The organism is Dyadobacter sp. SRI_021, from assembly GCF_057586235.1.
This window is the reverse complement of sequence record NZ_JBYCZM010000001.1, coordinates 1,243,880-1,267,856: the sequence shown is the minus strand read 5'-3', so window position 1 is coordinate 1,267,856 and position 23,977 is coordinate 1,243,880. Positions and strand designations below refer to the sequence as shown.

At 49.8% G+C, this 23,977-nt stretch carries 15 protein-coding genes; 8 read left to right on the top strand and 7 right to left on the bottom strand.

Annotation, left to right across the window (positions count from 1 at the left end; all coding sequences use genetic code 11):
• Positions 1-21: 21 nt before the first annotated feature.
• From AC2YIT_RS05180 to AC2YIT_RS05165, 4 genes are read left to right on the top strand one after another with little or no spacing between them, the layout of a single operon-like run.
• Positions 22-1,314, top strand: a complete 1,293-nt coding sequence (locus AC2YIT_RS05180) for a hypothetical protein (protein ID WP_487278454.1) — start codon at positions 22-24, stop codon at positions 1,312-1,314.
• Positions 1,315-1,343: 29 nt separating this feature from the next.
• On the top strand, positions 1,344-2,693 hold the full coding sequence (locus AC2YIT_RS05175; protein ID WP_487278453.1) for a PhoPQ-activated pathogenicity-related family protein: 1,350 nt from the start codon (positions 1,344-1,346) through the stop codon (positions 2,691-2,693).
• 47 nt (positions 2,694-2,740) lie between these two features.
• Entirely contained in the window at positions 2,741-4,519 is a 1,779-nt protein-coding gene (locus tag AC2YIT_RS05170) for a purple acid phosphatase family protein (protein WP_487278452.1), read from the top strand.
• A gap of 21 nt (positions 4,520-4,540) precedes the next feature.
• Positions 4,541-5,383, top strand: coding sequence for a glycerophosphodiester phosphodiesterase family protein (locus AC2YIT_RS05165; protein ID WP_487278451.1), 843 nt, complete (start codon positions 4,541-4,543; stop codon positions 5,381-5,383).
• Between the two features lie 63 nt (positions 5,384-5,446).
• Here the strand turns inward: AC2YIT_RS05165 and AC2YIT_RS05160 are convergent, their stop codons facing one another.
• Positions 5,447-6,733 (bottom strand): hypothetical protein, encoded by a 1,287-nt coding sequence (locus AC2YIT_RS05160; protein ID WP_487278450.1) that lies wholly within the window; start codon positions 6,731-6,733, stop codon positions 5,447-5,449.
• Between the two features lie 154 nt (positions 6,734-6,887).
• Here AC2YIT_RS05160 and AC2YIT_RS05155 point away from each other — a divergent pair, with 154 nt between their 5' ends.
• Positions 6,888-8,111, top strand: a complete 1,224-nt coding sequence (locus tag AC2YIT_RS05155; protein WP_487278449.1) for a DegT/DnrJ/EryC1/StrS family aminotransferase — start codon at positions 6,888-6,890, stop codon at positions 8,109-8,111.
• A gap of 25 nt (positions 8,112-8,136) precedes the next feature.
• Here the strand turns inward: AC2YIT_RS05155 and AC2YIT_RS05150 are convergent, their stop codons facing one another.
• Together AC2YIT_RS05150 and AC2YIT_RS05145 are read right to left on the bottom strand one after the other, a co-directional pair.
• Positions 8,137-8,652 carry a GNAT family N-acetyltransferase gene (locus AC2YIT_RS05150; RefSeq protein ID WP_487278448.1) on the bottom strand — a complete coding sequence of 172 codons (516 nt, stop codon included), beginning with the start codon at positions 8,650-8,652 and terminating at the stop codon, positions 8,137-8,139.
• Between the two features lies 1 nt (position 8,653).
• Positions 8,654-14,731 carry an alpha-2-macroglobulin family protein gene (locus tag AC2YIT_RS05145; RefSeq protein ID WP_487278447.1) on the bottom strand — a complete coding sequence of 2,026 codons (6,078 nt, stop codon included), beginning with the start codon at positions 14,729-14,731 and terminating at the stop codon, positions 8,654-8,656.
• Between the two features lie 242 nt (positions 14,732-14,973).
• On the opposite strand from AC2YIT_RS05145, the gene AC2YIT_RS05140 reads away from it, so the two are divergent.
• The 3 genes from AC2YIT_RS05140 (at position 14,974) to AC2YIT_RS05130 (ending at position 19,330) form a co-directional block, all read left to right on the top strand.
• On the top strand, positions 14,974-16,047 hold the full coding sequence (locus AC2YIT_RS05140) for an efflux RND transporter periplasmic adaptor subunit (protein WP_487278446.1): 1,074 nt from the start codon (positions 14,974-14,976) through the stop codon (positions 16,045-16,047).
• Positions 16,044-19,157 carry an efflux RND transporter permease subunit gene (locus tag AC2YIT_RS05135; protein WP_487278445.1) on the top strand — a complete coding sequence of 1,038 codons (3,114 nt, stop codon included), beginning with the start codon at positions 16,044-16,046 and terminating at the stop codon, positions 19,155-19,157. Before AC2YIT_RS05140 ends, AC2YIT_RS05135 begins: the two co-directional genes overlap by 4 nt.
• A gap of 65 nt (positions 19,158-19,222) precedes the next feature.
• A complete protein-coding gene (locus AC2YIT_RS05130; RefSeq protein ID WP_487278444.1) occupies positions 19,223-19,330 on the top strand; it encodes a hypothetical protein in 108 nt (35 codons plus the stop codon).
• A gap of 126 nt (positions 19,331-19,456) precedes the next feature.
• Here AC2YIT_RS05130 and AC2YIT_RS05125 read toward each other — a convergent pair whose 3' ends face one another.
• The 4 genes from AC2YIT_RS05125 to lipA form a co-directional block, all read right to left on the bottom strand.
• On the bottom strand, positions 19,457-20,398 hold the full coding sequence (locus AC2YIT_RS05125) for a fatty acid desaturase family protein (RefSeq protein WP_487278443.1): 942 nt from the start codon (positions 20,396-20,398) through the stop codon (positions 19,457-19,459).
• Positions 20,399-20,737: 339 nt separating this feature from the next.
• Positions 20,738-22,018 (bottom strand): methionine adenosyltransferase, encoded by a 1,281-nt coding sequence (gene metK, locus AC2YIT_RS05120; protein WP_430841806.1) that lies wholly within the window; start codon positions 22,016-22,018, stop codon positions 20,738-20,740.
• Between the two features lie 46 nt (positions 22,019-22,064).
• Positions 22,065-22,928 (bottom strand): FkbM family methyltransferase, encoded by an 864-nt coding sequence (locus tag AC2YIT_RS05115; protein WP_487278442.1) that lies wholly within the window; start codon positions 22,926-22,928, stop codon positions 22,065-22,067.
• 164 nt (positions 22,929-23,092) lie between these two features.
• Complete coding sequence (lipA, locus tag AC2YIT_RS05110; protein ID WP_430841810.1) at positions 23,093-23,971, bottom strand: lipoyl synthase; 879 nt, start codon at positions 23,969-23,971, stop codon at positions 23,093-23,095.
• Between the last annotated feature and the right edge of the window lie 6 nt (positions 23,972-23,977).

Sequence of the window (23,977 nt, the reverse complement as noted above, 5' to 3'; positions counted from 1 at the left end):
ACAGGTAAACCACTCCCAAAAATGAAAGCGAGGAACATTCTCATTTGCTTTTTATGTCTGTGCCTGAGCAAGGTCGCATTCGGACAGCATTTCAGGGCTGCGGCAGCTGTGCGGGTGATCACGCCCGATCCGCTTTTGCCAGTCTCCGGGGGGATTGGTACTCCTAAAAAAGCCACGCAAAAGAACGGGGAGTTATATGCGAGGGCATTTGTCATGGAGAAAGGGGCGGTAAGGATTGCTGTTGTGAATGTGGATAACCTGGGCTGGCCGGCTGCATTGGGCAACAAATCGCGGAAACTGATCAAGGGCATCGCGCCCGACAACGTGCTCATAGGCGCCACGCATACGCATAGCGGGCCTGATGCTTATGGCTTTCCCAATGAGAAAGGGGAGTCGTTTGCCGATATGGCCTACCTCGACCGTTGTGTTCAGCAAATTGCCGACGCCGTGAACGAGGCCGTTGAGAAACTGGAAGATGCTTCATTGAAAATAGCAGTAGCCGATGCGAAAGGCAAGATCGCGTACAACTATTATGCAGACCAGCTTTACGATCCCCGTTGCGGCGTGATCCAGGCGGTTGCCAGTGCGGGGGCGAACAAAGGGAAACCCATTGCCACGCTCGTGAATTACGCCATTCATCCCGAAGTGATCGGGTCGGGAAGGGGAATTCTGAGCCCGGACCTTTGCGGGCCGTTATACGATCGCATTGAATCGCAAGGTGGAGGGACCGCCATTTTTATGAACGGTGCGCAGGGCGGCATGGTAACCGCCGACAACCGCCTCGAAAACGGGAAGGAAGCCAATGATTGGAATGAATGCAAAAGGATTGGCGAACTGCTGGCCGACGAGGCGATGCGGATCGTGAAGGACGCGGCGGTGCAGGAAAACCCTGACATTTATTGCGTTTCCCGAAGGATTGAGTTTTCGGTGGATTCGGAGATTATGCGTTTTATCCTTCAAAAATCACCCATTAAAAATGAAATGGCCGGCGATAACCGCATTGCGACGCAGCTTAACCTGCTCAATATCGGCACCGCCCAGGTGCTGACGGTCCCGGGAGAGGCATTGCCCAATATCGGCTACTATGTTAAAAGGCATATGAATACCAAACAGCCGTTTCTCTTTGGACTGACAAACGATGCCTTTGGCTATATGCTCACCAAAGTCGATTTCAACAGTTTTAAACGGTATGAGTACGTGAGCCGGACAAGCCTGGGCGAAATGACCGGTGAAATTTATATGGAACAGGCATTGAAATTAATAAAAGACAGCCCCGCTGCGTCTGTGCAGACCGCCGCCGCGGCGGGCAAGTAAATCGATCTTTAACCCTAATACGAGTGATCATGTTTTTGAAAATAGCCGTTAAGTCCGTGTTGCTGACCCTCGTAGCGATCGTTTTTGCGAACGCGCAGAAAGTGACGCCGGAAAACGCCCTGGAGAGTTACCTCAACAATGGCGACAAGACCTTTAAATGGGAGTTGAAAGAGACATTCAAACGCGACGACCTAACATTTTACCAGATCCTGCTGACCTCTCAGAAATGGCGGGAGTTCACCTGGACGCACCAGCTGACGTTGATCGTACCGAGAGAAAACCGGCACGACGACGCGCTGCTCTTTATCACGGGCGGTTCCAATACCAACGAACAGCCCAATTGGAACAGCAAAAAGGATGAAAAAATGTACGGATCGCTCGGAGCGGTGGCTACAACCAACCAGGCCATCGTGGCATTGCTGAAACAGACGCCCAACCAGCCGTTCTTCGGCGATCTGACCGAGGATGCATTGATTTCCTACACGCTGCACAACTTTAAAAAAGATAAGGACTATACCTGGCCGCTGCTCTTTCCGATGGTCAAAAGTGCGGTGAAGGCGATGGATGCGGTGCAGCAGTTTTCTCAAAAGGAATTGAAGCACACCGTGAATGGCTTCGTAGTAACAGGCGCTTCAAAGCGGGGATGGACAACCTGGCTCACAGGCGCAAGCGACCAGCGCGTGGAGGCGATCGCACCGATGGTGATCGATGTGCTGAATATGCCGGTAAGTCTGGACTATCAGATCAAATCATGGGGCGATTACAGTGTCCAGATCGAGGATTACGTAAAACTGGGTATTCCGCAATCGACTGGCTCGCCCGACGGCCAGGCCATTACGGCCATGATCGACCCCTACTCATACCGTGCCAAACTGACGATGCCGAAAATGATCTTTATGGGAACGAACGATGAATATTGGGTGGTAGACAATATCAAAAATTACCTCGATAAGATTCCGGGGAAAAACATGCTGCATTACGTGCCCAATGCAGGCCACGACCTCGGCGACGGCAAGCAAGCGATGGAAGCACTGAGCGCATTCTTCGGCGCAACGATTAACAAACGGCCTTATACCGAATGCAAATGGAGCCAGTCGGTGGCCAACCGGAAGGTAAATCTGGATATTAAGACCACGCCGGATGCCTTGGTGGACGTGATCCTGTGGTCGGCCAATTCGCCGGACCAGGATTTGCGGAATGATACCTGGACAGCCCGGAGTTTGAAAATTAGCCAGAAATCCAATGTGAAGGTAACCGCTGAGTTACCGGCCAGCGGCTTCCGGGCATTTTATGTGGATTTGAAATACAAAACGCCCCAGGGTAGTGTGTACACGGAGAGTACCAGGGTGTTTTTAACGAATAATAAGTCGGTTCTGTAAATCCCTGAAATAGATGTATCTATACTGACGGGAAACTTGGAATAGCCATGATCAAAAACAAAAGATTGCGCCGGTGGGCATTGCTATGCCTGGTCTGGATGTCTTTCGCGCCAGACGGAGAACAGCCCGAGAGAACGGTGAAAGAGGTAATTGACCGCGCCGTGACGCGGTTTTATGAAACCCTCACACCGACGCAGCTGGACACGATTTCGGATAACTATATCCTGAGCGTACTCAGCGACCGCGACAAGGAAACACTGGCAACGCGTTTCTGGACTTTCGAAGTGAATGTTCCTGTGAGGGTGTCGCTGATGCGGCATACCGGCCAGGCCGTGCCGCCTTTCTGGCTTCAAAAGAGCGGTTTTAAGAAAACACAGATGTTCGTTAAGAACGAAGAATATACCTATGAAGTCTGGCAAAAGGATTTCGAAAAAGGACACGTAGGGCTTGGTATCAATGGTTTTGATAAAGACAGGCCGGTGTATTTCATCAGCGTGGCGCCACTGAATAAGGCCGAAAAGCTCTCGGTTTCGAATGTGGTGCCTGCTCAATATGCATTAAGTACGATAGAGAAAGGAGCATTTACTTATCATGATTGGGACAGCCTCGTATTAACCGAAGTCCCGGAAGAACTGAAAGGCCAGACACTCTTCACAACCGTACGGGGGCGCGCACGTGAAGCGCACTTAGTGAATGCATTCCGAAGAACCTCAACACCTTCGTCGGAAAAACCCGATCAGGTAGTAATGACATGGAGCGGCGATCCGGCCACCACCGCAAACATCCAGTGGCGTACCAGTCCGAAGGTGCTGAGAAGTAAAGTGAAGTACTGGAAGCCGGGAACATCCGACACACTTTTTACGGATGCTTCTGCATTTAACATGGAAGACAGGCTTTTGCAGAACGACCGGTTCGTAAACCGGTTTACCGCAGAGCTGAAAGGGCTGAGTCCCGGCTCGCTCTACCATTATTCGATTGGCACCGGGCAAGCGCGATGGTCGGCGACGTCGTCTTTCCAGACCGCCTCCGACCGTGTGAAGGACTTCTCGTTCATCTGGTTCGGCGACACGCATTATTCGCCTATTTGGGGTGATATGGCACAAAAGTCGATCAAGCGGCATCCTGAAACCGCATTCTTTTCCATAGCCGGTGACCTGGTAACCACCGGTCTGCACCGAGATGATTGGGATCAGCTATGGGCACACGCCGGTTCCACGTTCAGCACGCGGCCATTGATGCCGGTGCCTGGTAATCACGATAGTCAGGATGGTCTTGGTGCATGGATGTATAAGGAAATGTTCAGTCTGCCGGAAAATGGCCCTGCTGGCCAGCCCTCCGAAATGACCTACGCATTCCATTATCAGGACGCATTGTTTCTGATGATCGACGCCACGCTTTCGGTGCCGCAGCAGACCGCCTGGGTTGAAAATCAGCTCAGGAATTCGAAAGCCAAATGGAAATTTGCGATGTTCCATTTTCCACCTTACAACTTTGAAGAGCCTTATGACGAGATCAAGCGAGAGTGGTGCACGCTTTTCGATAAATACCATGTGGATATGGTCATGAGTGGGCACATGCATTACTACCTGCGTACGAAACCGATGTTCAATGACCAGGAAGTGGACAGCCCGGCGAAGGGTACCATTTACCTGATGTCTATCAGCATTCCCGGAAAGCAGAAGCGCTGGCCGAAAGAGGATTATGCTGTGGTGAGATACAAAGACGGCCCGCTTTACCAGCATGTGTCGATCAAGGGCAACACGCTGCATTATAAATGTTACAATCCCGAGGGCGAGTTAAAAGACGAGCTGACGATTACAAAATAGTATCCAACAATTTCAATTATAATGACCCGCATTTTACTACCCGCTATTCTATTATTGTCTGTTGTTTTTAAAACCCAAGCGCAAGTCGGTCCCATCAGGAAAGAGTTTTTGAGCCCAACCTCTAAAAATGTGCTGGTAGCATCGCACCGGGCCGTGCATCATGAACTGCCGGAAAATTCGCTGCCCGCGATCAGAGAGGCGATCAGACTGGGTGTTGATATTATAGAAATTGATGTGAAAGTGAGTAAGGACGGTATTCCAATGCTCATGCACGACGGCAAAGTGGATCGTACCACCACCGGTAAGGGCGATCTGGAAACGCAAACATTCGAAGCGCTCCGGAAGCTACGCCTTGTTTCCAATGGCAAAGTCACGGAAGAGACGATCCCGACATTGGAAGAAGCCCTGCAAATTGCAAAAGGCCGCATTTTGGTCGATCTGGACCTTAAAACCGACCAAATCGAAAAGGTGATTGAGGTGGTGAAAAAAGTAGGCGGAGAGGATTTTGTATTCTTCTTCGACAGCGATTATGAAATCCTCGCCAAAGTAGACGCTGCTTCGAAAAAGTTCATGCTTATGCCGCGGGCTCATTCGCTGGCGATGGCAGATTCGGCATTAACGCGCTTCAAGCCGGAAGTGATCCACATCGATGAGGATTTCTATACTGCTGAGGTTACCAGTCTGATCAGGAAGAAAGGCGCGAGGGTTTGGATCAATGCATTAGGCAAGCCGGATGCGGAAATCAGAAAAGGTAATGCCCGTGAAAGGCTCAAAGAGCTCACCAGGTTGGGAGCTAATATCATCCAAACCGACGAACCCGAGAAGGTGATTCGCGAATTGAAAGAATTAGGATTACGTCGCTAACTGCCAAAAAAGAGTCATTCTGAAAATCTTCGGAATGACTCTTTTTCTTTTTTGCGTTTGGAGCTATTCAAACCGCCTGTTAGCCCCATTCAACTCGCCGTGTGTGGTGATAGCGACGACGGTAAGGATGGCGAAAATGGCGACGATGAATATCAAGTTGACGGCCCAGCGGCTGATATTCAGCCCGCGATCTGTGAACGATGCTTGTGTTTTTTTGACGAGAAGGCTCAGAACGGCCATGTTCAGAATGTAAAGGTATTGTTCGATGCGGTACAGGCTCATGAACGCGCAGGTAATGAGGATGCTGTAAATCGTATATAGACCGAGGTTAAGGAAGAAGAACCGTTGGATATCCTCGTATTGGAGCTCCCAAAACGGTGTTTTTACCCGAACGTAATATTTAAATAGGGTATAACCTGCAAAAGCAAGCACCAGCAGCAACGCCACCCACTGCACGTAAGTGGTAATACGGGTAGCATTGGCAAGCGGATTAAAACTCTGGATTGTTTCAACCAGCCTTTGTGTTTTAAATGATTGATCCCATACAATGAACGGAATGATGAGCGTCAGGATGACAATAGGTGCGAGCAGCCGCGAGCGGGATGCCTGCGTTTCGGTGGTTTCCCACTCCGAAGTAAATGTGCCGTAGGCCATTCCTGCGCCGCCAAAAAAGCCGATCGAATATTCCATCACATTCCAGAAATTGAAATGAATACCGGAAACGTTACCCATCACTTGCAGGAAGTTACCGAACGCGAACCCAAAACCGCCACCGAGCCCGGCGAAAACGGCCAGCCTCATGGCAGAATGCTGCTTGTGACGGATCATATACCAGAACAGCGCGATGGTCATACCGAAACAGGCAGCCCAGGCTTCCGACCGCGGAGGGGTCATGAGCCAGCCGAGCTGTTCGATCAGCAGGTAGTAAAACAGGATGGCGCCTACGGTCATTTCGGTGATCAATTGCGGCCATTGTACCGGCTTTTCACGCGAGAAAGCGAGTGTAAGCCCGAATAACCCGCCGCCTATCAGCCCGAATAGCCCGCCGATAATACCTAGCATCAGAAATCCATAATAAACATTCCCGAATTCGAGCCCACGTGCATAGCCGACGACGATTCCGTAGCTGATAATGCCCCCGATGCCCCAGCCGGCGGCCGAAGCCAATGCGAGCTGAAATGCCTTAGCGTACCAGTCTTTGCGCTTGGCGATGAGAACGATGCTTAATCCGCCAATGCCACCGGCCCATGCGGCGCCTTGCTCGTGTCCAAACTGGCCGCGTATGGCCCAGGCGGTGCCTAATGAGATGCCTGCAACGAGCAGGGCATAAAGTAATTGTCTGTTATTCATGAACGGAATGCGACTAAGGGTTTGTGGGATAAATACTGGATTGCCGCCTAAAAAGACTATAATGATACCCCATTTGAGGAGGAAATAGCCCGATTCGCTTTTGGAATAGTATTCTCCCTAAAAACGGACAGGACATTTCCGGAACATAAGACCCATGAGCAGCAAAAGAGATCAGCTCGCGATCAACGGCGGCCCCAAAACGATCGACAAGACATTTCCCTGGCCCATTTATAATGAAAATGAGGTGAATGCAGTCGCGGCAATTGTCGCGGGAGGCAAATGGGGTAACCCCGACTGCGGGGACGAGGTGGAGCGCTTTGAACGGGCATTCGCGGATTATTGTGGAAGCAAATATGCGATTACGTGCGTCAATGGTTCGGTATCGCTCCGGCTGGCGCTGATGGCGTGCGGCGTGAGGCCTGGCGACGAAGTGATCGTGCCGCCTTACACGTTCATCACCACCGCCTCCTCGGTAATCGAATGCAACTGTGTGCCTGTTTTTGTGGATATCGATCCCGAAACCTACAACATCAGCCCGGCAGCCATCGAGGCAGCGATAACGCCGCGCACGAAAGCGATCATTCCCGTCCATTTCGGCGGGTTGGCTTGCGATATGGATGCAATCATGGACATAGCGCAACGGCATAATGTCAAAGTGATCGAAGACGCCGCGCATGGGCACGGGGCTGAGTACAAGGGAAAAAAACTGGGCTCGATCGGACACGTGGGGAGTTTCAGTTTCCAGTCGTCCAAGAATCTGACTTCGGGCGAGGGGGGCATTGTCATCACCGACGACGATGAATTGTATGCAATGATGCATTCGCTGCGCAACGTAGGCCGGATCGAGGGCGGGCAGTGGTACGAGCATTACAATCCGGGCTGCAATTACCGCATTACCCAAATGCAGGCTGTGCTGCTGACAGAACAACTCAAACGTCTGGAAGAACAAACCCGGCGAAGGAATGCCAATGGTTTATATTTGAATGACTTGTTGGAAAAAATTGAAGGGATTTCGTCTCTGAAACGCAACGATACCATCACCCTGCACGGCTATCATATTTACATATTCAAATACGATGCGACGAAATTCGGAGGGCTGCCTAAAAGCGAATTTGCGGCGATGCTGGCGGCCGAAGGTGTGCCTAGTTTCAAGGGTTATCCGCATCCGCTGTACAAGCAGCCTCTTTTTCAGAACAAAACCTTCCTATGCTACGCCATTCCGGACAGCGCGGATTACAGCCATACCTTTTGCCCCGTCGCAGAGCAGGCTTGTGATACCGACGCGGTATGGATTCTCCAACATGCGATGTTGGGAGAGAAGGAGGATATGGAAGCGTTTGCGAGCGCAATTCTGAAAATTCAGGAGGCAGTCAAGTAACTCGAATGCCTTCTGTGCCATGTGCTTATAGCTCCTTCCGCATCATAATGTCGGTCTGAATATCGTCCCCGAGCGTGAAAAGGTGTTTATCGAACGCCGTGAAGCCATTCCGTTTGTAAAAGCCGATCGCATTTTCATTCTCTTCCCACACGCCCAGCCACACATACGCGTAACCACGCTCGCGGGCGATGTCGATGGCTTTGTTATACAATAACTGCCCGACTTTCAACCCCTGCCATGCCCGAAGCACATATATCCGTTCGATTTCCAACGCGGTATCATCTTTCAGTTCACTTTGGGCGGGGCCGTGGTTTACTTTGAGATAACCGATCAGATCGTCGCCATCGTAGGCCAGATGGAATTCCGAATCCGCATTGCCCAGCTCGGAGGCGACCTTTTCGACACTGAATCCTGTTTTCAGGTAATGTGCCATGTTTTCCTCGGTGTTGACCGATGCGAACGATTCATAAAAAGTGTCTATTCCAATTTGTCTGACGGTTTCCAGATCGTTGATGGTCGCTTGAATAAGTTGTATCGGCATGTTACTTGTTGGGTAATACTTTTAATCTGACGCCCTCGCTGTGGGCTGTGAACTCCGGCGCGTACATGCATTGGATCGTCGTGATACCGTTGCTGAAATCGCCCTCGTGTGTAATAAAAAGCGGATATTCGAACACATAAGTTCCTTTTCGCAAAGCATTGAAGAAGAAATTCGTGCTGGCGTCGCGCGTGCTTTCGTAGTACCCGAGGCTACCCTGCCAGCGGTAGCCGCTCAGCACATTCACCGGCTCCAGCCCCGACGCCCGCATGTCTTTCATATGCACGTATTCCATATCCCGGTCGACACGCAATTCAATACGGACTTTAATCTTATCACCCACCTTCACCGCGTCGCCTTCGCGTACAGGCGTGAGGACGGGGCCAGAGTCGGTATTGGCTTCTACAAATAGCTGTTTGGAGAGTTTTAGCGGCGTCTCTGCAAATGTGATCTTGTCGAGATCTTCGAAATATTGCCAGTAAACGGCGCCCCCACTGGGTAGAGAGGATCCGGAACTGCCATTGACCACCACGTCGATATTGCCCATCTGTGGGGTGATGCCGGTGTCGATCGTTTGTTTCATATAACCGGTACCAAGCTCTGTCTTTTGGTCTTTAGAGCTAACCTCGATATTCCCAACACGGACCGTAGCCTGCGGGGATTCAGCGAGCCAATCGCTTCCATTCAAAAGCAATGCATAACAAGCCTCTGCTGTGGCTTTGGTACTTTCCCAGCTGCTTGTCTGCTTGTTTTTGAGGAGCCAGGTTTTCAGTTCCCCAACGGTCTGTTGGTCATTACTGATTTCCTGAAATGCTTCAACAAGCAATGCCTGGCGCTCGATAGGCGCCTCATGCCACCACCAGCCGCGCTGATTGGTCTTCCAATACATGCCTAGTTCGTCATTTCTAACAGCCGTTTGCCGCAACGATTCCAGGATCTGGCCGGCCGTTTTATTGTCGTTCGTCCGATGGCATAGCAATGCGATCATGCCTTGCAGCAGCTTGGGTTGCGAAACCCAGGTAAGCCTTGCCCGTTCGCGATAGTATTGGTATGCCTTTTGTGCCGTGGCCGGAATGGCTTTTGCGAAAAAACTCCGCGCGTAGAGGTATTGTATTTCAACCGGGCCGGGCGTATATTGTTTCAGGTTCGATTTGGACTTGACGAGTCTGTTATAATCCTCCTCAATGCGCTTGTCTAGGTAAGGTAGGGCCTTTTCGAGGATTGCTTGAATGTTTTCCGATTGCGAAGCAGGCAATGCATTGATTCTCTGCAAATGGCCGATGCCGGTAACAATATACTGCGTCATATAGCGATCGTCGGGCCCACCTTTGAACCACACAAAACCGCCGTTAGGGCTTTGCATTTCCTGTAATTTACGGACGGCCGCATTCAGCTCGTTCTCCATTTTAGCCAGGTCGAACAACAATGCGATATTTCGTCTTTGTTCTTCCTCGTTTTTAGAAACCAATACCCAAGGAGTTTCCTGGATCAATAACGATTTCAGTTCCTGGTTTTTAGTCAGATTACTTTGCAGCGCATCAGTACCCTTCCAGGATTTGAATACCTCTGCAATCCGAGGTGAAGCATTTACAATATGTGAAGCCAACGAGTTGGCATAATAGCGGTTCCACGTTTGCTCGGCGCATTCGTAGGGATATTCCATCAAATAAGGCAGGGACTGCACCGCGTACCAGGCCGGGTTGCTGCTGTATTCGACAGTGACAGATTGGTGCGCAAGCGTTTTGGATTTGGATGATGCAAGCAGTTTTTCAAACGTAAAGTGTTTTGCGCCGCTGCCTTTCATCGATAGCGGTATGCTCTCCGTCACCAGCATTCGGTTTGGCAGGACGGGCAACGTGTTTTCTTCCCCATCCGACAGGTTCCCGGCTTTCGCCACTGCCCGCCAGGTGACCATTTTGGTAAAACCTTTCGGTATTTCGAGTGTAAAAAATGTGGTGCTGCTTTGCCCTGCGGCAACTGAAAACGGGCTCGATGACCTGTTGTTGTGGAACAGCTGATCCAGCGACTCATTCGTTTCAGAGTCAAACAACAAAAGCGAAACTTCTCCATTTGCGATTGCGCTGCTCAGGTTCACCACTTTCACCGGGAAGCTGAACCGGTCACCTTCGCGGAAGAACCGCGGTGCATTCGGCTGTACCATCAGGTCTTTCTGCGTGATGATCTCCTTGCTGCTGTAACCCAATACCAGTTCCTGCGTATGCGCGAGCGCCTGGAACTTCCACCGCGTGAGCGCTTCTGGCATGGTGAACGAGAAGGAAATGTTGCCCTCGCTGTCGGTTTTTAGGTCAGGCAGGAAGAATGCGGTCTCGTTGAAGTTGGTGCGGATGGCGGGGGAATACTGTTTCTCCGAGGCCGCTTGCTGCCCGCCCTTGTTGAAGCCATACCCGACTTTCCCCACTTCATTTGCATCAGGTTCGCCGAGCATTACACTCGAATCGGCCATTTCTTCTGCGATTATTGGAGCGGCCTGCGGCATTGCGGCACCGCCCGTCGCTTCGGATTTTTTGAATTCAACTGCACCTCTTACAGCCATTCGGTTCCTTGAAAGTCTTCTTTTGTAAGGATTAAAAATCAGTTCGTCATACCGTTTTTCGAAGTACTTATAGTTCTCAGTATGGCCATAAATAACCTCGGCATTCGTATCGTCGAAATTTCCGCTGCCGGTCCAGCTGCCGAGGCCCATGTGTACGGGCCAGATGTACGGCTTCCGCCATTGATGGGGGTAAAACTGGTCGAGCGAGGCGTCGTACATGCTTGCGAGCATTTCGGCGGCAACTTGTTCTTTTTTATAACCACTGATTTTAACTTTCCACGTTTCCTTGCTGCCAGGCAGCGTCTTGTCGCGGAATGTCACATATTCCATTTTCAGATCCTTGTTTGTCCAGGGAACCGCGATGCTTTCTGTATGGGTATGAATGCGGTTGTGTTTTACAAATGCGTAATCTATTTGATAGCCGCCGCGATCTTCTTCCCTTGGCGTGTAGTCGAATGTCTTAAGCTCTTGATTGAATGTAAGGAATGAAAAACCAGCGGGGCCCGATTTGCGGCTGTTGGTGCTGATTACGAATGCTTTGTCAGCAGAAGTGCCGAATGCATAAGACGCTTTTTCGCCCGGCTCGGCGGCGGTGGCCGCCGTTGCAGCCACGTACTGAGGGTATGCAGGTTTCTTCGCTCCGAAATCCTTGAGTTCGGTGTATTTCACCTCGGTTAGTTTTTCACCAGCAGCATTCGTGCTACTGATTTCTATTTGATAGAAACCTGCCAGAAGATTAAACTCGGAAACCGGCACTGGGCTGCCGGACTGTAATTGTACAGTTTTTGCCACTGGCGAGCCTGCTTTTTCCCAATTCTCCATTTCCGTTTCGCGATCGTATTCGTCGTGCGGGAAGCTGGCAATGAATTCACTCTTGGACATTACAAAAAGGTCAGGCCGCTCCCAATAGCGGTTCCGGATGAGCCGGTTTTCAGGCGTGATTCGCGAGATCCGGATAGTAACTTCGGCGGGGGCAAATGCGCCTGCAAGGTTTTCAGTGCGAATGGCCAACGTTTTGAATTGGCCGGTTTCCATTACGGAGGGGATTTCGGCTTTCAGTACGTATGATTTATAGCCGACTGGCACCACTGTTTCTGCACTCCGTGTTTCACCATTGCTGTCCGTCACGTCCGCGTGAATGGTGTATTCAAATAGCGGATCTGTTTTTGGATCGACTTTACGGTCCGGAATGGCCTCGAAATCTATTTGGAACTGCCCCGACGCGTCGGTAACTGCTTCACCATGCGCGATCTCCATCGGCTCTTCGGATACCCACCAGCGTTTCCGCGCCCACGCATAAGGGAAGCGCGGCGCGCGCACGATCCGATATTTCACTACCGCTGCGTCGATGGGGTTTCCGGCATAAGCGATCGCCTTGCCGCTCACTTTAATGGTGTCATTTACCTTATAGGTGGCTTTCAGCGTATCGAATTCGACTGCAAAACGGGGACGTTTGTATTCTTCCACATGAAAATCAACGCGAAAATTGTCCCTTACCTGAATGTAGAAGTTTCCTGTCAACCCATTGCCGGGGATGACAAACGAACCCGAGAAACTTCCAAAGGCGTTCACGTGATGTTTCGCTTCGGCAACGTGTTCAGCATTTGCATTGTAGAGTACTGCCGTAAATTCCTCCTGCTGGCTGCGGAGTACATCGTCGCCCTCTGCGACAATGCCTTTGTAATACACCGTTTGGCCCGGGCGGTACAGGCTCCGGTCGGTGAACAGGTAAATACGCTCTTTATCTTCGTCGCTTGCCGGTTCGACATCTTCATTGTAATAATACCGGTTCGTATTTTCCTGCACGAACAAACGATCGTTTCCATAGGTGATATCCAGCATGTGCTGCTCTCCGTAGTTCACTTGCCGGATGTGCCGTTTGAAGTGAGCGTCCTTGTCGGCGGTAAGAAGGGTGCCTTTGTTTTTGGTATAACTCCTTGTATTGTAGTCATAACGCTTCTGCCAGAGCTGCACTTTGGCGCCGGGCAATGGCTCTCCGGTTTCGCGGTTCAAAAGAAAGAAATCATCCCCTTTTTGAATGAAACTGATGTCGGAAACATAAAATATAGCTGCTCCGGTTAATGCGTTGGTCTGCCGGAAATCCGGCGCGGTACTGGTTAGCAAAATGTATTCGCCGGATGGCAGGCCGTCGACCTTCGCTTCCACAGAATGCTCTTGGTAATCTTGTTTATCCAAAAGAGGCTGCTCCCACGACTTCTCAGACTTTGCGGTGGCTAATGTCGCCCATTTTGTGTTCTGCTGATCATCTTCGAGTTTTTTCCGCAAGAACTCATTGAGTTTGATCACCCGGAAATACAGTTTGTTGAAGTTCCGGTATTTGACCAGCACCCGGAATGGCTTGGCAATGCTGTTGACCATTTCTACCGACAATGCAAGGTTTTGGCGGGTAATCGTTTTGGAAAGATTGAATGCATTCACACCGCCTTCCGTATCGGGATTGTCGCGCATTACCTGCCGGCAGATTTCCAATGCCTTTACCCGCTCGAATTGCCCGGCCGAATCCCTGCCCGGCTTGTATTGATCCGCTTTTTCATTGAGCCAGGCCGCTTTGAGATACCAGGCTTGTGCAGCGGCCGGTGTCGTTTGGTACTGATCTGCTATATGTCCTACGGCCATAAAATAGAGGTCGTCTTTATCGGGATGCACCGATTTTTGTCTGACATACTGCAACCTCGCCAGATCCACATCGATCAACGCACCCGGATCTTTGTCTTCGATGTGAAATGCAATCAGCTTCTGATAGAGCAGCAATGCGTAATGTTCCAGCGAAGCGGAGTCCTTAGTTTCAAATTTCCTGTGTATAAAATCCGCCGCCGGATCGAATGCGGACGCCGTATTGATTTCAAATGCATATGCCGGCTTTTTGACGTTTCGTTCATCTGAAGAGAAGTACGCCAATGCCCGGAATGCGAGTAAATCAAACAACGTCGGGCGTAGCTGGCGCATATTGCCTTTGGTAATGATCGCGTCGTAAATGTCCAGCCTTGTTTTCTTTAAAATCGCTTCTTCCCGTATGGATTCGAGAAACAATGCGCCTATTTTTTGGTGAAAATCCTCGGTTCCCCAGGTGGCAATGTCTTTTTTATCGAAGGCCACGGTGGTGGTCCGGTTGTACAATTGCCAGCGGAAAGTCTGGTAATATGTGTAATATTCCGATGCGACGAGACTTGTTAGAATCGAGCGGGTGGGACCGGTACTTGCTGCCATTTCCTGTTCCAGTTCTTTAACAGACGCGATGGAATTGTTTTCTCGGTTTTCAGTCTGCAATTGGGTCATATACACAGCCGCTTTAATGACTTGTGCGTCCTGCTTTTCCTGCTTCGCGAGGCCGTATATTTTCTTCACTTGTTGGAGCGCATCCTTATCAAGCCCCTTACCCATGAGCTCATCGGCCTTTTTCCATTCTGCATTGTAATTCTTAACCGGGTCTTGTCCGTAAGTGTGCATAGTTAATGATATAATAATGGTGATGATCAGATAGTAACCGGAGGTGTACGCTATTTTCATCTTGCGAATCATTGGGTTTGTGATGAATAGGATAAAGATAGTAAAACGTCGCGGCGCCAAAAGCGGCATTGAGCAGCCGGAAAACGTCATTCAGCAAACAACCGGGGAAAGGCTTGCCTTGCAGAAGTATAAAATATCTACATTGCCTCTTTTTGCAATATGAAGTATCTTTAAATAGTGCTTCTGCGAAATATAACTTAATACTGCTCTTCTTGAACGAATTTTATTTTTAGGTAAACTCTATGCGTACGATCATGTTGGTGGCGGGAATCATCGTCGCACTGGTTTTGGGGAAATTGTTTATTTTTTCGAAACCCGGTGAAGGCAAAGGCTCCGATGCGAAAAAAGGGGGTGAGGGGAAGAATGCAAAGTCCGCCGGCGGGGCCGTGCCGGTGAATGTTTTTATTGTGGGTAGAGAATCCATTGAAAACCAGATTTTTGCCTCCGGTACCGTGCTGCCCAACGAGGAGGTCAACCTGATGGCGGAGATATCGGGCAGGTTGGTGAAACTCGACATCAAGGAAGGTTCATACGTCACCAAAGGACAGCTGATCGCGAAAATTAATGACCGTGAGTTACATGCGCAATTACAGAAGGTTGCTTATAACCAGGATCTGAGTAAAAAGATAGAAGCACGGCAGAAGAAGTTGCTGAACGTAGAGGCGATTAATCTGGAAGAATACGATGTTACCTCCAATAATATCCGGGTCCTGGAAGCAGAAAAGGAAGTAATAGAAGCACAGCTGGAAAAAACGGAGGTTCGCGCACCGTTCAGCGGTCGTATCGGATTGAAATTCATTAGCGAAGGCGCATACCTCGCGCCGGGTACGCCCATCGTAACGATTGTCCAGAGCAATCCCGTTAAAATCGATTTCACGGTTCCTGAAAAGTACAGTCCGAGCATCCGGGTGGGGAGTCCGGTCAAATTCAACCTCGACGGCGACCCGTCGACTTACACTGCCAGAATTTTGGCCATCGACCCGAAAGTGGACGAAAACCTTCGTACGTTGCGTGTTCGTGCGCTCGCGAACAATCCCGAAGGCCGGTTCGTACCGGGTATGTTCGTGAAGGTGTTGGCCGACCTCGATGCCAACCGCTCTGCCATGATGATCCCAACGGAAGCCATTGTGCCGGTTTTGAAGGGTAAAAAAGTGTTTGTTGTAAAAGACGGCAAAGCCCAGGAGGCGATGGTGACGACAGGCCTGCGCACCGACAAAAAAATCCAGATCATAGACGGCTTGCAGCCCGGTGATTCGCTGATTACTTCGGGAATCATCGCGATCAAACCTAACACCGCCGTGAAGGTCAACCTATGAGCATATCAACCCTTTCCATCAAAAGGCCGGTTCTCGCGATTGTGATGAACCTGCTCATTATTTTGTTCGGATTCCTGGGATACAAGTTCCTCGGGATGCGGGAATTTCCGTCGATCGACCCGCCGGTGGTTTCCATTCGCACGAGTTACACCGGTGCGAATGCCGATATTATCGAATCGCAGATCACCGAGCCGCTCGAAAAGCAGTTGAACAGCATCGAGGGCATCAAGTCGATCAGCTCTACCAGCAGCCAGGGTACGAGCCAGATCACGGTTGAATTCGACATTGGTGTGGACATGGAACGCGCCGCGAACGACGTGCGCGACAAGGTCGGTTCCGCGTCCCGGACATTACCGCTCGATATCGATGGTCCGCCGGTGGTCAGCAAGGCCGATGCCAACTCGGAGCCTATTATTGTGCTGACTTTCACCAGCAATACGCGCTCGCACCTGGAGGTGAGTGACTATGCCGAAAACGTAATCGCTCAACGCCTCCAGACGATTGAAGGCGTGAGTGAAATCCGTATTTTCGGACAGAAGAGATATGCGATGCGCATATGGATGGATCCGGTCAAAATGGCTTCGCTGGGCATTACCACCCAGGATGTGAAAACCGCGCTCGATAAGGAGAATGTGGAGTTGCCGAGTGGAAAGCTGGCCGGTGATAATACCGAGCTGACCGTGAAGACGATCGGCCGCTTTCGTACCGAAGAGGATTTTAATGAAATGATCATCAAAAACTCGGCTACGCAGACGATCCACTTGAAAGATATCGGTTCGGCGACGCTGGGGCCTGAGAATGAGGAAACGATCCTGCGCCTGGATAATGTGCCAATGATCGGTCTGGCGATTTCGCCGATGCCGGGTGCTAACTACCTCAATATCGCCAAGGAAGTTAACAAGCGGATGGAGTCCATCAAAAAGGAGCTTCCGAAAGATTACAAGCTCGATACGCTGATCGACAACACCATTTTCGTGGAGCGTTCGATTGAAGAAGTTGGCGAAACATTACTGATAGCCATCGTGCTTGTGGTAATTATCATTTACCTCTTCTTCCGCGACTGGCTTATTGCCTTCCGTCCGCTCATCGACATCCCCGTTTCGCTCATTGGCACCTTCTTCATTATGTACATCATGGGCTTTTCCGTGAATGTGCTCACGCTGCTCGCGATCGTGCTCGCGACCGGGCTCGTGGTCGATGACGGGATTGTGGTCACGGAGAATATTTTCAAGAAGATAGAGCAAGGAATGAGCCCGATTGAGGCGGCCATTAAAGGCTCGAATGAAATCATATTTGCGGTATTATCCACCTCTATTACACTGGCGTCCGTGTTTTTGCCGGTGATTTTTATGGAGGGTTTTGTAGGAAAACTGTTCCGGGAGTTCGGTATCGTTATTTCCGCTGCTGTATTGATCTCAGCATTCGTTTCACTGACGCTCACGCCAATGCTGAATGCGTACCTTGTCCGCAAAACGCACAAGAAAAGCTGGTTTTACGAAAAGACCGAGCCGTTTTTCGAAAAGATCACCAACGACTACGGTAATGCATTGGCGAGGTTCCTGAAAATGCGCTGGGTGGCCGTACCACTGGTAGCGATCACGCTGGGGATGATCTGGTTTTTTGGAAAGGACCTTCAATCCGAATTGGCCCCGCTGGATGATCGGAACTGGTTCCGTATCAACATGACGGCGCCGGAAGGTTCTTCGTTCGAGTTTACGGACCGTTATGTGCAGGAAGTAGGCAATATGCTGATGGATTCGATGCCGGGCAAAAAAGGGCTGATGCTGATCACGTCGCCCGGAAACTCGGGTCTGGGTGCTGCCAATACCGGTAGCGGCCGTATTGCACTGGTTGATAAGAAATTGAGGAAGGAATCGCAGCAGGAGATCGCGGACTATATTAATAAGAAACTCAAACAAATGCCCGATGCCAAGTCGTTTGTCGTGCAGCAACAGACGATTTCGGTGGATTCGAGGGGCGGTTTGCCGATTCAGTACGTAATCCAGGCGCCGGATTTTGAAAAATTGCGGGAGTACCTTCCCAAGTTCATGGAAGAGGTGTCGGAGGACCCCACTTTCGCGATTACGGATGTCAACCTGAAATTCAGCAAGCCTGAAATCCAGATCAGGATCGATCGTGAGAAAGCAAAATCGCTCGGTGTTTCCGTGCAGGACGTAGCGCAGACGATGCAGCTGGCATTTGCCGGGCAGCGCTTTGGCTATTTCACCATGAATGGCCGCCAGTACCAGGTAATTGGCCAGTACGACCGCGCCAATCGTGACGAGCCGCTGGATTTGAAGAGCATGTTTGTCAAGACAAATACAGGCCAGCTCGTGCAGCTCGATAACATTGTGAAAGCGGAAGAGGAAAGCAGCCCGCCGCAGCTTTTCCATTTTAATCGATACATGAGTGCCACGGTACAGGCGGCACTTGCGCCGGGCAAAACCATCGGCGACGGTATCGCAGCGATGGACCGTATCCGTGATAAATTGAATGACGAGACGATCCAGACCGCATTGAGTGGTTCTTCCCGTGACTATGCCGAAAGTTCATCAAATACGATGTTTTCGTTCTTCCTCGCTTTGATATTGATCTATTTCATTCTGGCAGCGCAGTTCGAGAGTTTCGTGGATCCTTTTATCATTATGTTCACCGTACCTCTGGCAATCGGCGGGGCGGTATTTTCGCTGTGGTTTTTCGACCAAACGCTTAACATTTTCAGCCAGATCGGCATGATCATGCTCATTGGTCTCGTAACGAAGAACGGTATCCTGATCGTCGAATTCGCCAACCAGCTCCGCGAGCAGGGGCGGAGCATCCAGGAAGCTGCGCTGGAAGCCGCTACAATGCGTTTCAGGCCCATTCTGATGACCAGTTTGGCGACAGTCCTCGGCGCATTACCCATCGCGATGGCGCTCGGTTCGGCCGGTCGAAGCCGGATGTCCATGGGGATTGTGATTATGGGAGGGCTGCTATTCTCGCTCGTACTGACATTGTACGTCATCCCCGCCATTTACACATTCTTCTCACGGCCTAAAAACTTCGAGAAAATGAAAATGATCGAACGTGTGGCAAGGGATAGCGAGCTGGAAGAGCCGGCGCATTTCTGAGTAGCCAGGCAGTGGTTGACTATGCGGCCGGGGTTTGTTAACTTTGGTATAGATAGCTATTTACCATGCAAGCTACATCGAAATCGAATTTTACAAACCTTCAACAGGAACTGCTGCAACTATATGCACGGCAGGTGAGTGAGGAGGATTTGAAAAATATCATTGTGCTATGAGTGCAGGGGCTGACTATCTGGTCAGTAACGATCGCCATTTCGACGTGTTGGCATCCATAGATTTTCCGAAAGTCGAGGTTATAAGGGCCGAGACCTTCCCGGAATTGCTAACCTAATTTCGCGAAACTACCGCGTTCCCATATTTTTTAACATCCTCACGTGCGAGCTTAATGCGTTGCGGAAATTGGGTTTTGCATTGTAAATCAATCCGAATTCCAATGCGGTAGCTTTTACAATCGGAGATAATGCGTGGTAATGAATGTGCGAAATGGAAGGGAAAAGGTGGTGTTCGATCTGGTAATCGAGACCGCCGATGAACCACGAAAGAATACGGTTTTTTCCGGCAAAATTAGACGTGGTTTGTAGTTGATGAACAGCCCAGGCATTCTCGATACAGCCCGAAGAATCCGGCTCAGGTTGTTCCGCACCTTCTACGACGTGCGCCATTTGAAATATCGTACTTAATATCATACCGGCCGTGCCATGCATGATCAAAAAGCCTGCGAGCCATTCTCCGAATGAAAGTGAGGTAAAGCAGAGCGGAATGATGAAAATGAAGGCAATGTATGCCAATTTGGTTGCCACCAGTCGTATCAATTCTTTTCTTGGAAATGGCTTGGTCATCCCCGATTTAGCCATTCGGTTGAAGATGCCGATCTCCTTGAAGTCTTTCCATAGAAATGAGAGCGTCATGAGGCTGTACAGAACAAATGCGTAAATATGCTGAAAACGGTGGATGAACTTCTGCTTCTCCTGAAATGAAAGCCGCAGCAAAAACTTGCCGGTAATGTCTTCGTCTACTTCATGGATATTGGTATAAGTGTGATGCAGCCGGTTGTGCTGTACTTCCCAGTTGTAGGCGTTCCCGCCTAGCAGGTAAATAGAAGCACCAAAAATCTTGTTCAGCCGGTTGGCGGTTGAAAGGGAGCCGTGGATAGCATCGTGCATGACCGACATGCCGACCCCGGCGACGCCCAAACCCATGACCATCGCCAAACCTGCCATGACCAGCAGGTTGAATTGATTGGAAAGAATGAATGCATACGGTACCAGATAGAGGCTTAGCATGAATATGGCTTTGTAGATAATACCCGCTCCGCCCGATTTACAAAGATCATTGGCAGAGAAATGTTGATCGATACGATGTCTGAGGGTGGGAAAAAAGGTACTTTTTTCCGGATTCGTGAATTTGATTTTGTGAGATTGCATTGAGACGCGCGGAATGCGCGGGTTAAATGAGTGGGGCGGCCTGTTGAGAACGGCTTATCAGAGGTAATTATTAGGAAATGTGCCTTTAAATTTCATGTTTGGAAAAACGGGGATGCATTAGGGCAAAAATATCCCTGTAAAGACGAAAAGAGGCCGGCATCGCTGCCGACCTCTTTTCGTTTTCTATGAGTGAAGTGCTTAAAGTGCGAATTTCGCTTTGATGGCATCTACGAAATCAAGTTTTTCCCAGGTGAAAAGTTCCACTTCGACTTCTTTTTCTTCGCCGTTGGCGCCTTTGAAAGATTTCTTAACGATTTCGTTCTTGCGTCCCATGTGGCCATATGCCGCTGTTTCGGAATAGATCGGGTTGCGCAGTTTCAGGCGTTGCTCCACTGCGTAAGGACGCATGTCGAAGATTTCGCCAATTTTCGCGGCAATAGCACCGTCGTTGTCAGCAACTTTCGCAGTACCGTAGGTATTTACGTACAAACCGCAAGGCTCAGCAACACCAATCGCGTAAGAAACCTGAACGAGTACTTCGTCGCACAAGCCGGAAGCTACCATGTTTTTCGCTATGTGCCGTGTCGCATATGCCGCGGAACGGTCCACTTTAGAAGGATCTTTACCGGAGAATGCACCACCACCGTGTGCGCCTTTTCCACCGTAAGTATCTACGATGATTTTGCGGCCTGTAAGACCTGTGTCTCCGTGAGGCCCACCGATTACAAATTTACCGGTTGGGTTGATGTGGTGCGTAATGTCGCCTGTGAACAGCTTTTGCAGCTCAGGCGTCAATTTTGCCTTCACGCGAGGGATTACAATATTGATAATATCGCTTTTGATTTTCGCAAGCATCGCTTCTTCGGTGTCGAAGTCGTCGTGCTGGGTCGAAACCACGATGGTATCGATACGCAGTGGCACATTGTCGTCGCTATATTCGATCGTTACCTGTGATTTCGCATCAGGACGCAGGTAAGGGATCAGTGAAGGCTCGTTGTTGCGGATGTATGACATCTCTTGCAGGATCTTATGCGCCAGGTCGAGTGCAAGCGGCATATAGTTCGCTGTCTCACGTGTAGCATACCCGAACATCATACCCTGGTCACCAGCCCCCTGTGCATTTGCTTTAGATTCGAAATCTTCGGCTGCTGCTGCACGGTCTACACCCTGATTGATATCCGCACTCTGGTCGTGGATCGCAGAGAGGATACCGCAGGAATTGGCTTCAAACATGTATTCACTCTTCGTGTAACCAATACGTCTGATCACTTCGCGGGTGATCTTCTGAACGTCCAGATAAGTATTGGTTTTTACCTCGCCGGCCAAAACTACTTGTCCGGTCGTTACCAGTGTTTCGCAGGCCACCTTACTATCGGTATCCCATGCTAAGAAATTGTCAATCAGTGCATCTGATATTTGATCGGCTACCTTGTCAGGATGTCCTTCAGATACGGACTCCGAGGTGAATAAGTATGGCATTGGAAACGAAATAAAAGTTAAAGAAAAGTTTAAATGTGTGATAAAATTACCTCATAAGAAGCTCTTCTATTTTCCTATTAGACGGCAAAAATAAGTAATCATTTAGATATTGACTTTGTGAATCGTATTGTTTAAGAATAATTTCCTCGATTTTGTCAAAATTCAATCCCCTTTCCGTCCTGATCCTGTAAATGGTGTAGTTCAGGCTTTTAACCAGTTCTACGACCTTGCCGGCCCGCTCTTGCAATACATGGAGATTAGCGTCGGCATTGTGGCAGTCGAGTACTTCGCAGGTGATTACGGGATTGTGTGTTCTGAGTGTTTTTTGCAAACCGGTCAACACTTCCAGCTCGGCGCCTTCTACGTCGATTTTAATAAAGAAGATATCGTCGATCTTGTTCAGGTCGAGATCGTCGAACGGAAATACAGGTACGTAGCTGACATCCTCGGGGCGATAATGGTCGGGCCGGAGGTCACTCATCATCGTAGCGGAAGAATCTGCACCGGTTTTGCAATAGAATTTGAGGATTTCAGCGGTGGAAGAAAGACCTACCGGGAGCAAATGGACATCCCGGAGGTTGTTCATTTTAATAAGCTTGTTGAGATAGAAAGCACAATGCGGACTGGGTTCGAAACCGTAATAAGGATTGTCGCGATAACTTCGGAAGGCTATCAGCGATTGTCCGACATTCACGCCGACGTCGATAAAACTGCTTCCTGTGGGCATTTGGATGGATTTGACAAGCTGGAAAAACCAGTCGTCACCGTCGATGGCGAAATTGGCTAGACCGATGTTTTGAATTACCGGGATTTTAAAGCGTTTGTTGTTGAATGTGACAGACCGTGTGAAATTTACATGACGGCTCACATCCTTGATCGTCTGTCTGACGAATTTTGTTAGAGAATTCATTGATTGTGAGTGGTATAGTATAATATAAACCTACGTATTTCTACCACTGAATCAAATACCTCTTCGCAAACGGCGGCAAAGAATAATTAAGAGGTAAACGAGAAAAAGCCGACGTAGCTTGGTACACCGGCTTTTTCTGTTTATTGCCAATAGCGTTTCCGGCTTCAGATCGGCACATTCACATGGCGTTCCGCGTGATAGCTGGAACGTACAAGTGGCCCTGATTCGACGTATTTCAAGCCGCGCTTCAACCCTTCTTCCCGGTAATTGTCAAACATTTCAGGCGTAATCCATTCGATTACTTCATGGTGCATTTTGGTCGGTTGAAGGTATTGGCCCAAGGTAAGGATGTCGAGGCCATTTTCGGCCAGGTCGTCCATTGCTTTGTACACTTCATCCTGCGTTTCACCAAGGCCGAGCATAATGCCCGATTTGGTACGCTGGCCGAATTCCTTCGTACGCTTGATCTGTTCCAGGCTGCGGGCATATTTTGCCTGCGGGCGTACCGCGCGGTATAAACGTTCCACAGTCTCCATATTATGGGATACCACCTCCTGGCCCGCTTCAATCATGTGTATGAGCGCATCCCAGTTGCTTTTAACATCAGGGATCAATGTTTCGATGGTTGTTTCAGGGGTGTTTTCCTTTACCTGACGAACCGTCTGATACCAGATTTCCGCACCTTTGTCTTTCAATTCATCGCGGTTCACGGACGTAATCACCGCGTGCTTTACCTGCATCAGCTTGATTGCCTCCGCTACCCGCCGTGGTTCATCGGTATCGTATTCATTAGGCCGGCCGGTTGCTACCGCACAAAAGCTGCAACTTCTGGTACACACATTTCCGAGGATCATGAAGGTCGCCGTTCCGGCGCCCCAGCATTCTCCCATATTCGGGCAACTTCCGCTTTCGCAAATGGTATGGAGTTTATAATTATCGACCAGCTGTCTTACTTTCCTGAATTCAGGGCCTGCGGGGAGTTTAACCCGGAGCCAATCGGGACGTTTTCTGCGTTCCGATGGTATTACTGGCAATTCAATCATATTAAT

Coding starts and splice junctions, on each gene's coding strand:
- AC2YIT_RS05170 (WP_487278452.1), top strand. CDS start 2,741: ATGATCAAAAACAAAAGATTGCGCCGGTGGGCATTGCTATGCCTGGTC.
- AC2YIT_RS05130 (WP_487278444.1), top strand. CDS start 19,223: ATGCAAGCTACATCGAAATCGAATTTTACAAACCTTCAACAGGAACTG.
- lipA (WP_430841810.1), bottom strand. CDS start 23,971: ATGATTGAATTGCCAGTAATACCATCGGAACGCAGAAAACGTCCCGAT.
- AC2YIT_RS05165 (WP_487278451.1), top strand. CDS start 4,541: ATGACCCGCATTTTACTACCCGCTATTCTATTATTGTCTGTTGTTTTT.
- AC2YIT_RS05115 (WP_487278442.1), bottom strand. CDS start 22,928: ATGAATTCTCTAACAAAATTCGTCAGACAGACGATCAAGGATGTGAGC.
- metK (WP_430841806.1), bottom strand. CDS start 22,018: ATGCCATACTTATTCACCTCGGAGTCCGTATCTGAAGGACATCCTGAC.
- AC2YIT_RS05145 (WP_487278447.1), bottom strand. CDS start 14,731: ATGAAAATAGCGTACACCTCCGGTTACTATCTGATCATCACCATTATT.
- AC2YIT_RS05160 (WP_487278450.1), bottom strand. CDS start 6,733: ATGAATAACAGACAATTACTTTATGCCCTGCTCGTTGCAGGCATCTCA.
- AC2YIT_RS05155 (WP_487278449.1), top strand. CDS start 6,888: ATGAGCAGCAAAAGAGATCAGCTCGCGATCAACGGCGGCCCCAAAACG.
- AC2YIT_RS05175 (WP_487278453.1), top strand. CDS start 1,344: ATGTTTTTGAAAATAGCCGTTAAGTCCGTGTTGCTGACCCTCGTAGCG.
- AC2YIT_RS05180 (WP_487278454.1), top strand. CDS start 22: ATGAAAGCGAGGAACATTCTCATTTGCTTTTTATGTCTGTGCCTGAGC.
- AC2YIT_RS05135 (WP_487278445.1), top strand. CDS start 16,044: ATGAGCATATCAACCCTTTCCATCAAAAGGCCGGTTCTCGCGATTGTG.
- AC2YIT_RS05140 (WP_487278446.1), top strand. CDS start 14,974: ATGCGTACGATCATGTTGGTGGCGGGAATCATCGTCGCACTGGTTTTG.
- AC2YIT_RS05150 (WP_487278448.1), bottom strand. CDS start 8,652: ATGCCGATACAACTTATTCAAGCGACCATCAACGATCTGGAAACCGTC.
- AC2YIT_RS05125 (WP_487278443.1), bottom strand. CDS start 20,398: ATGCTAAGCCTCTATCTGGTACCGTATGCATTCATTCTTTCCAATCAA.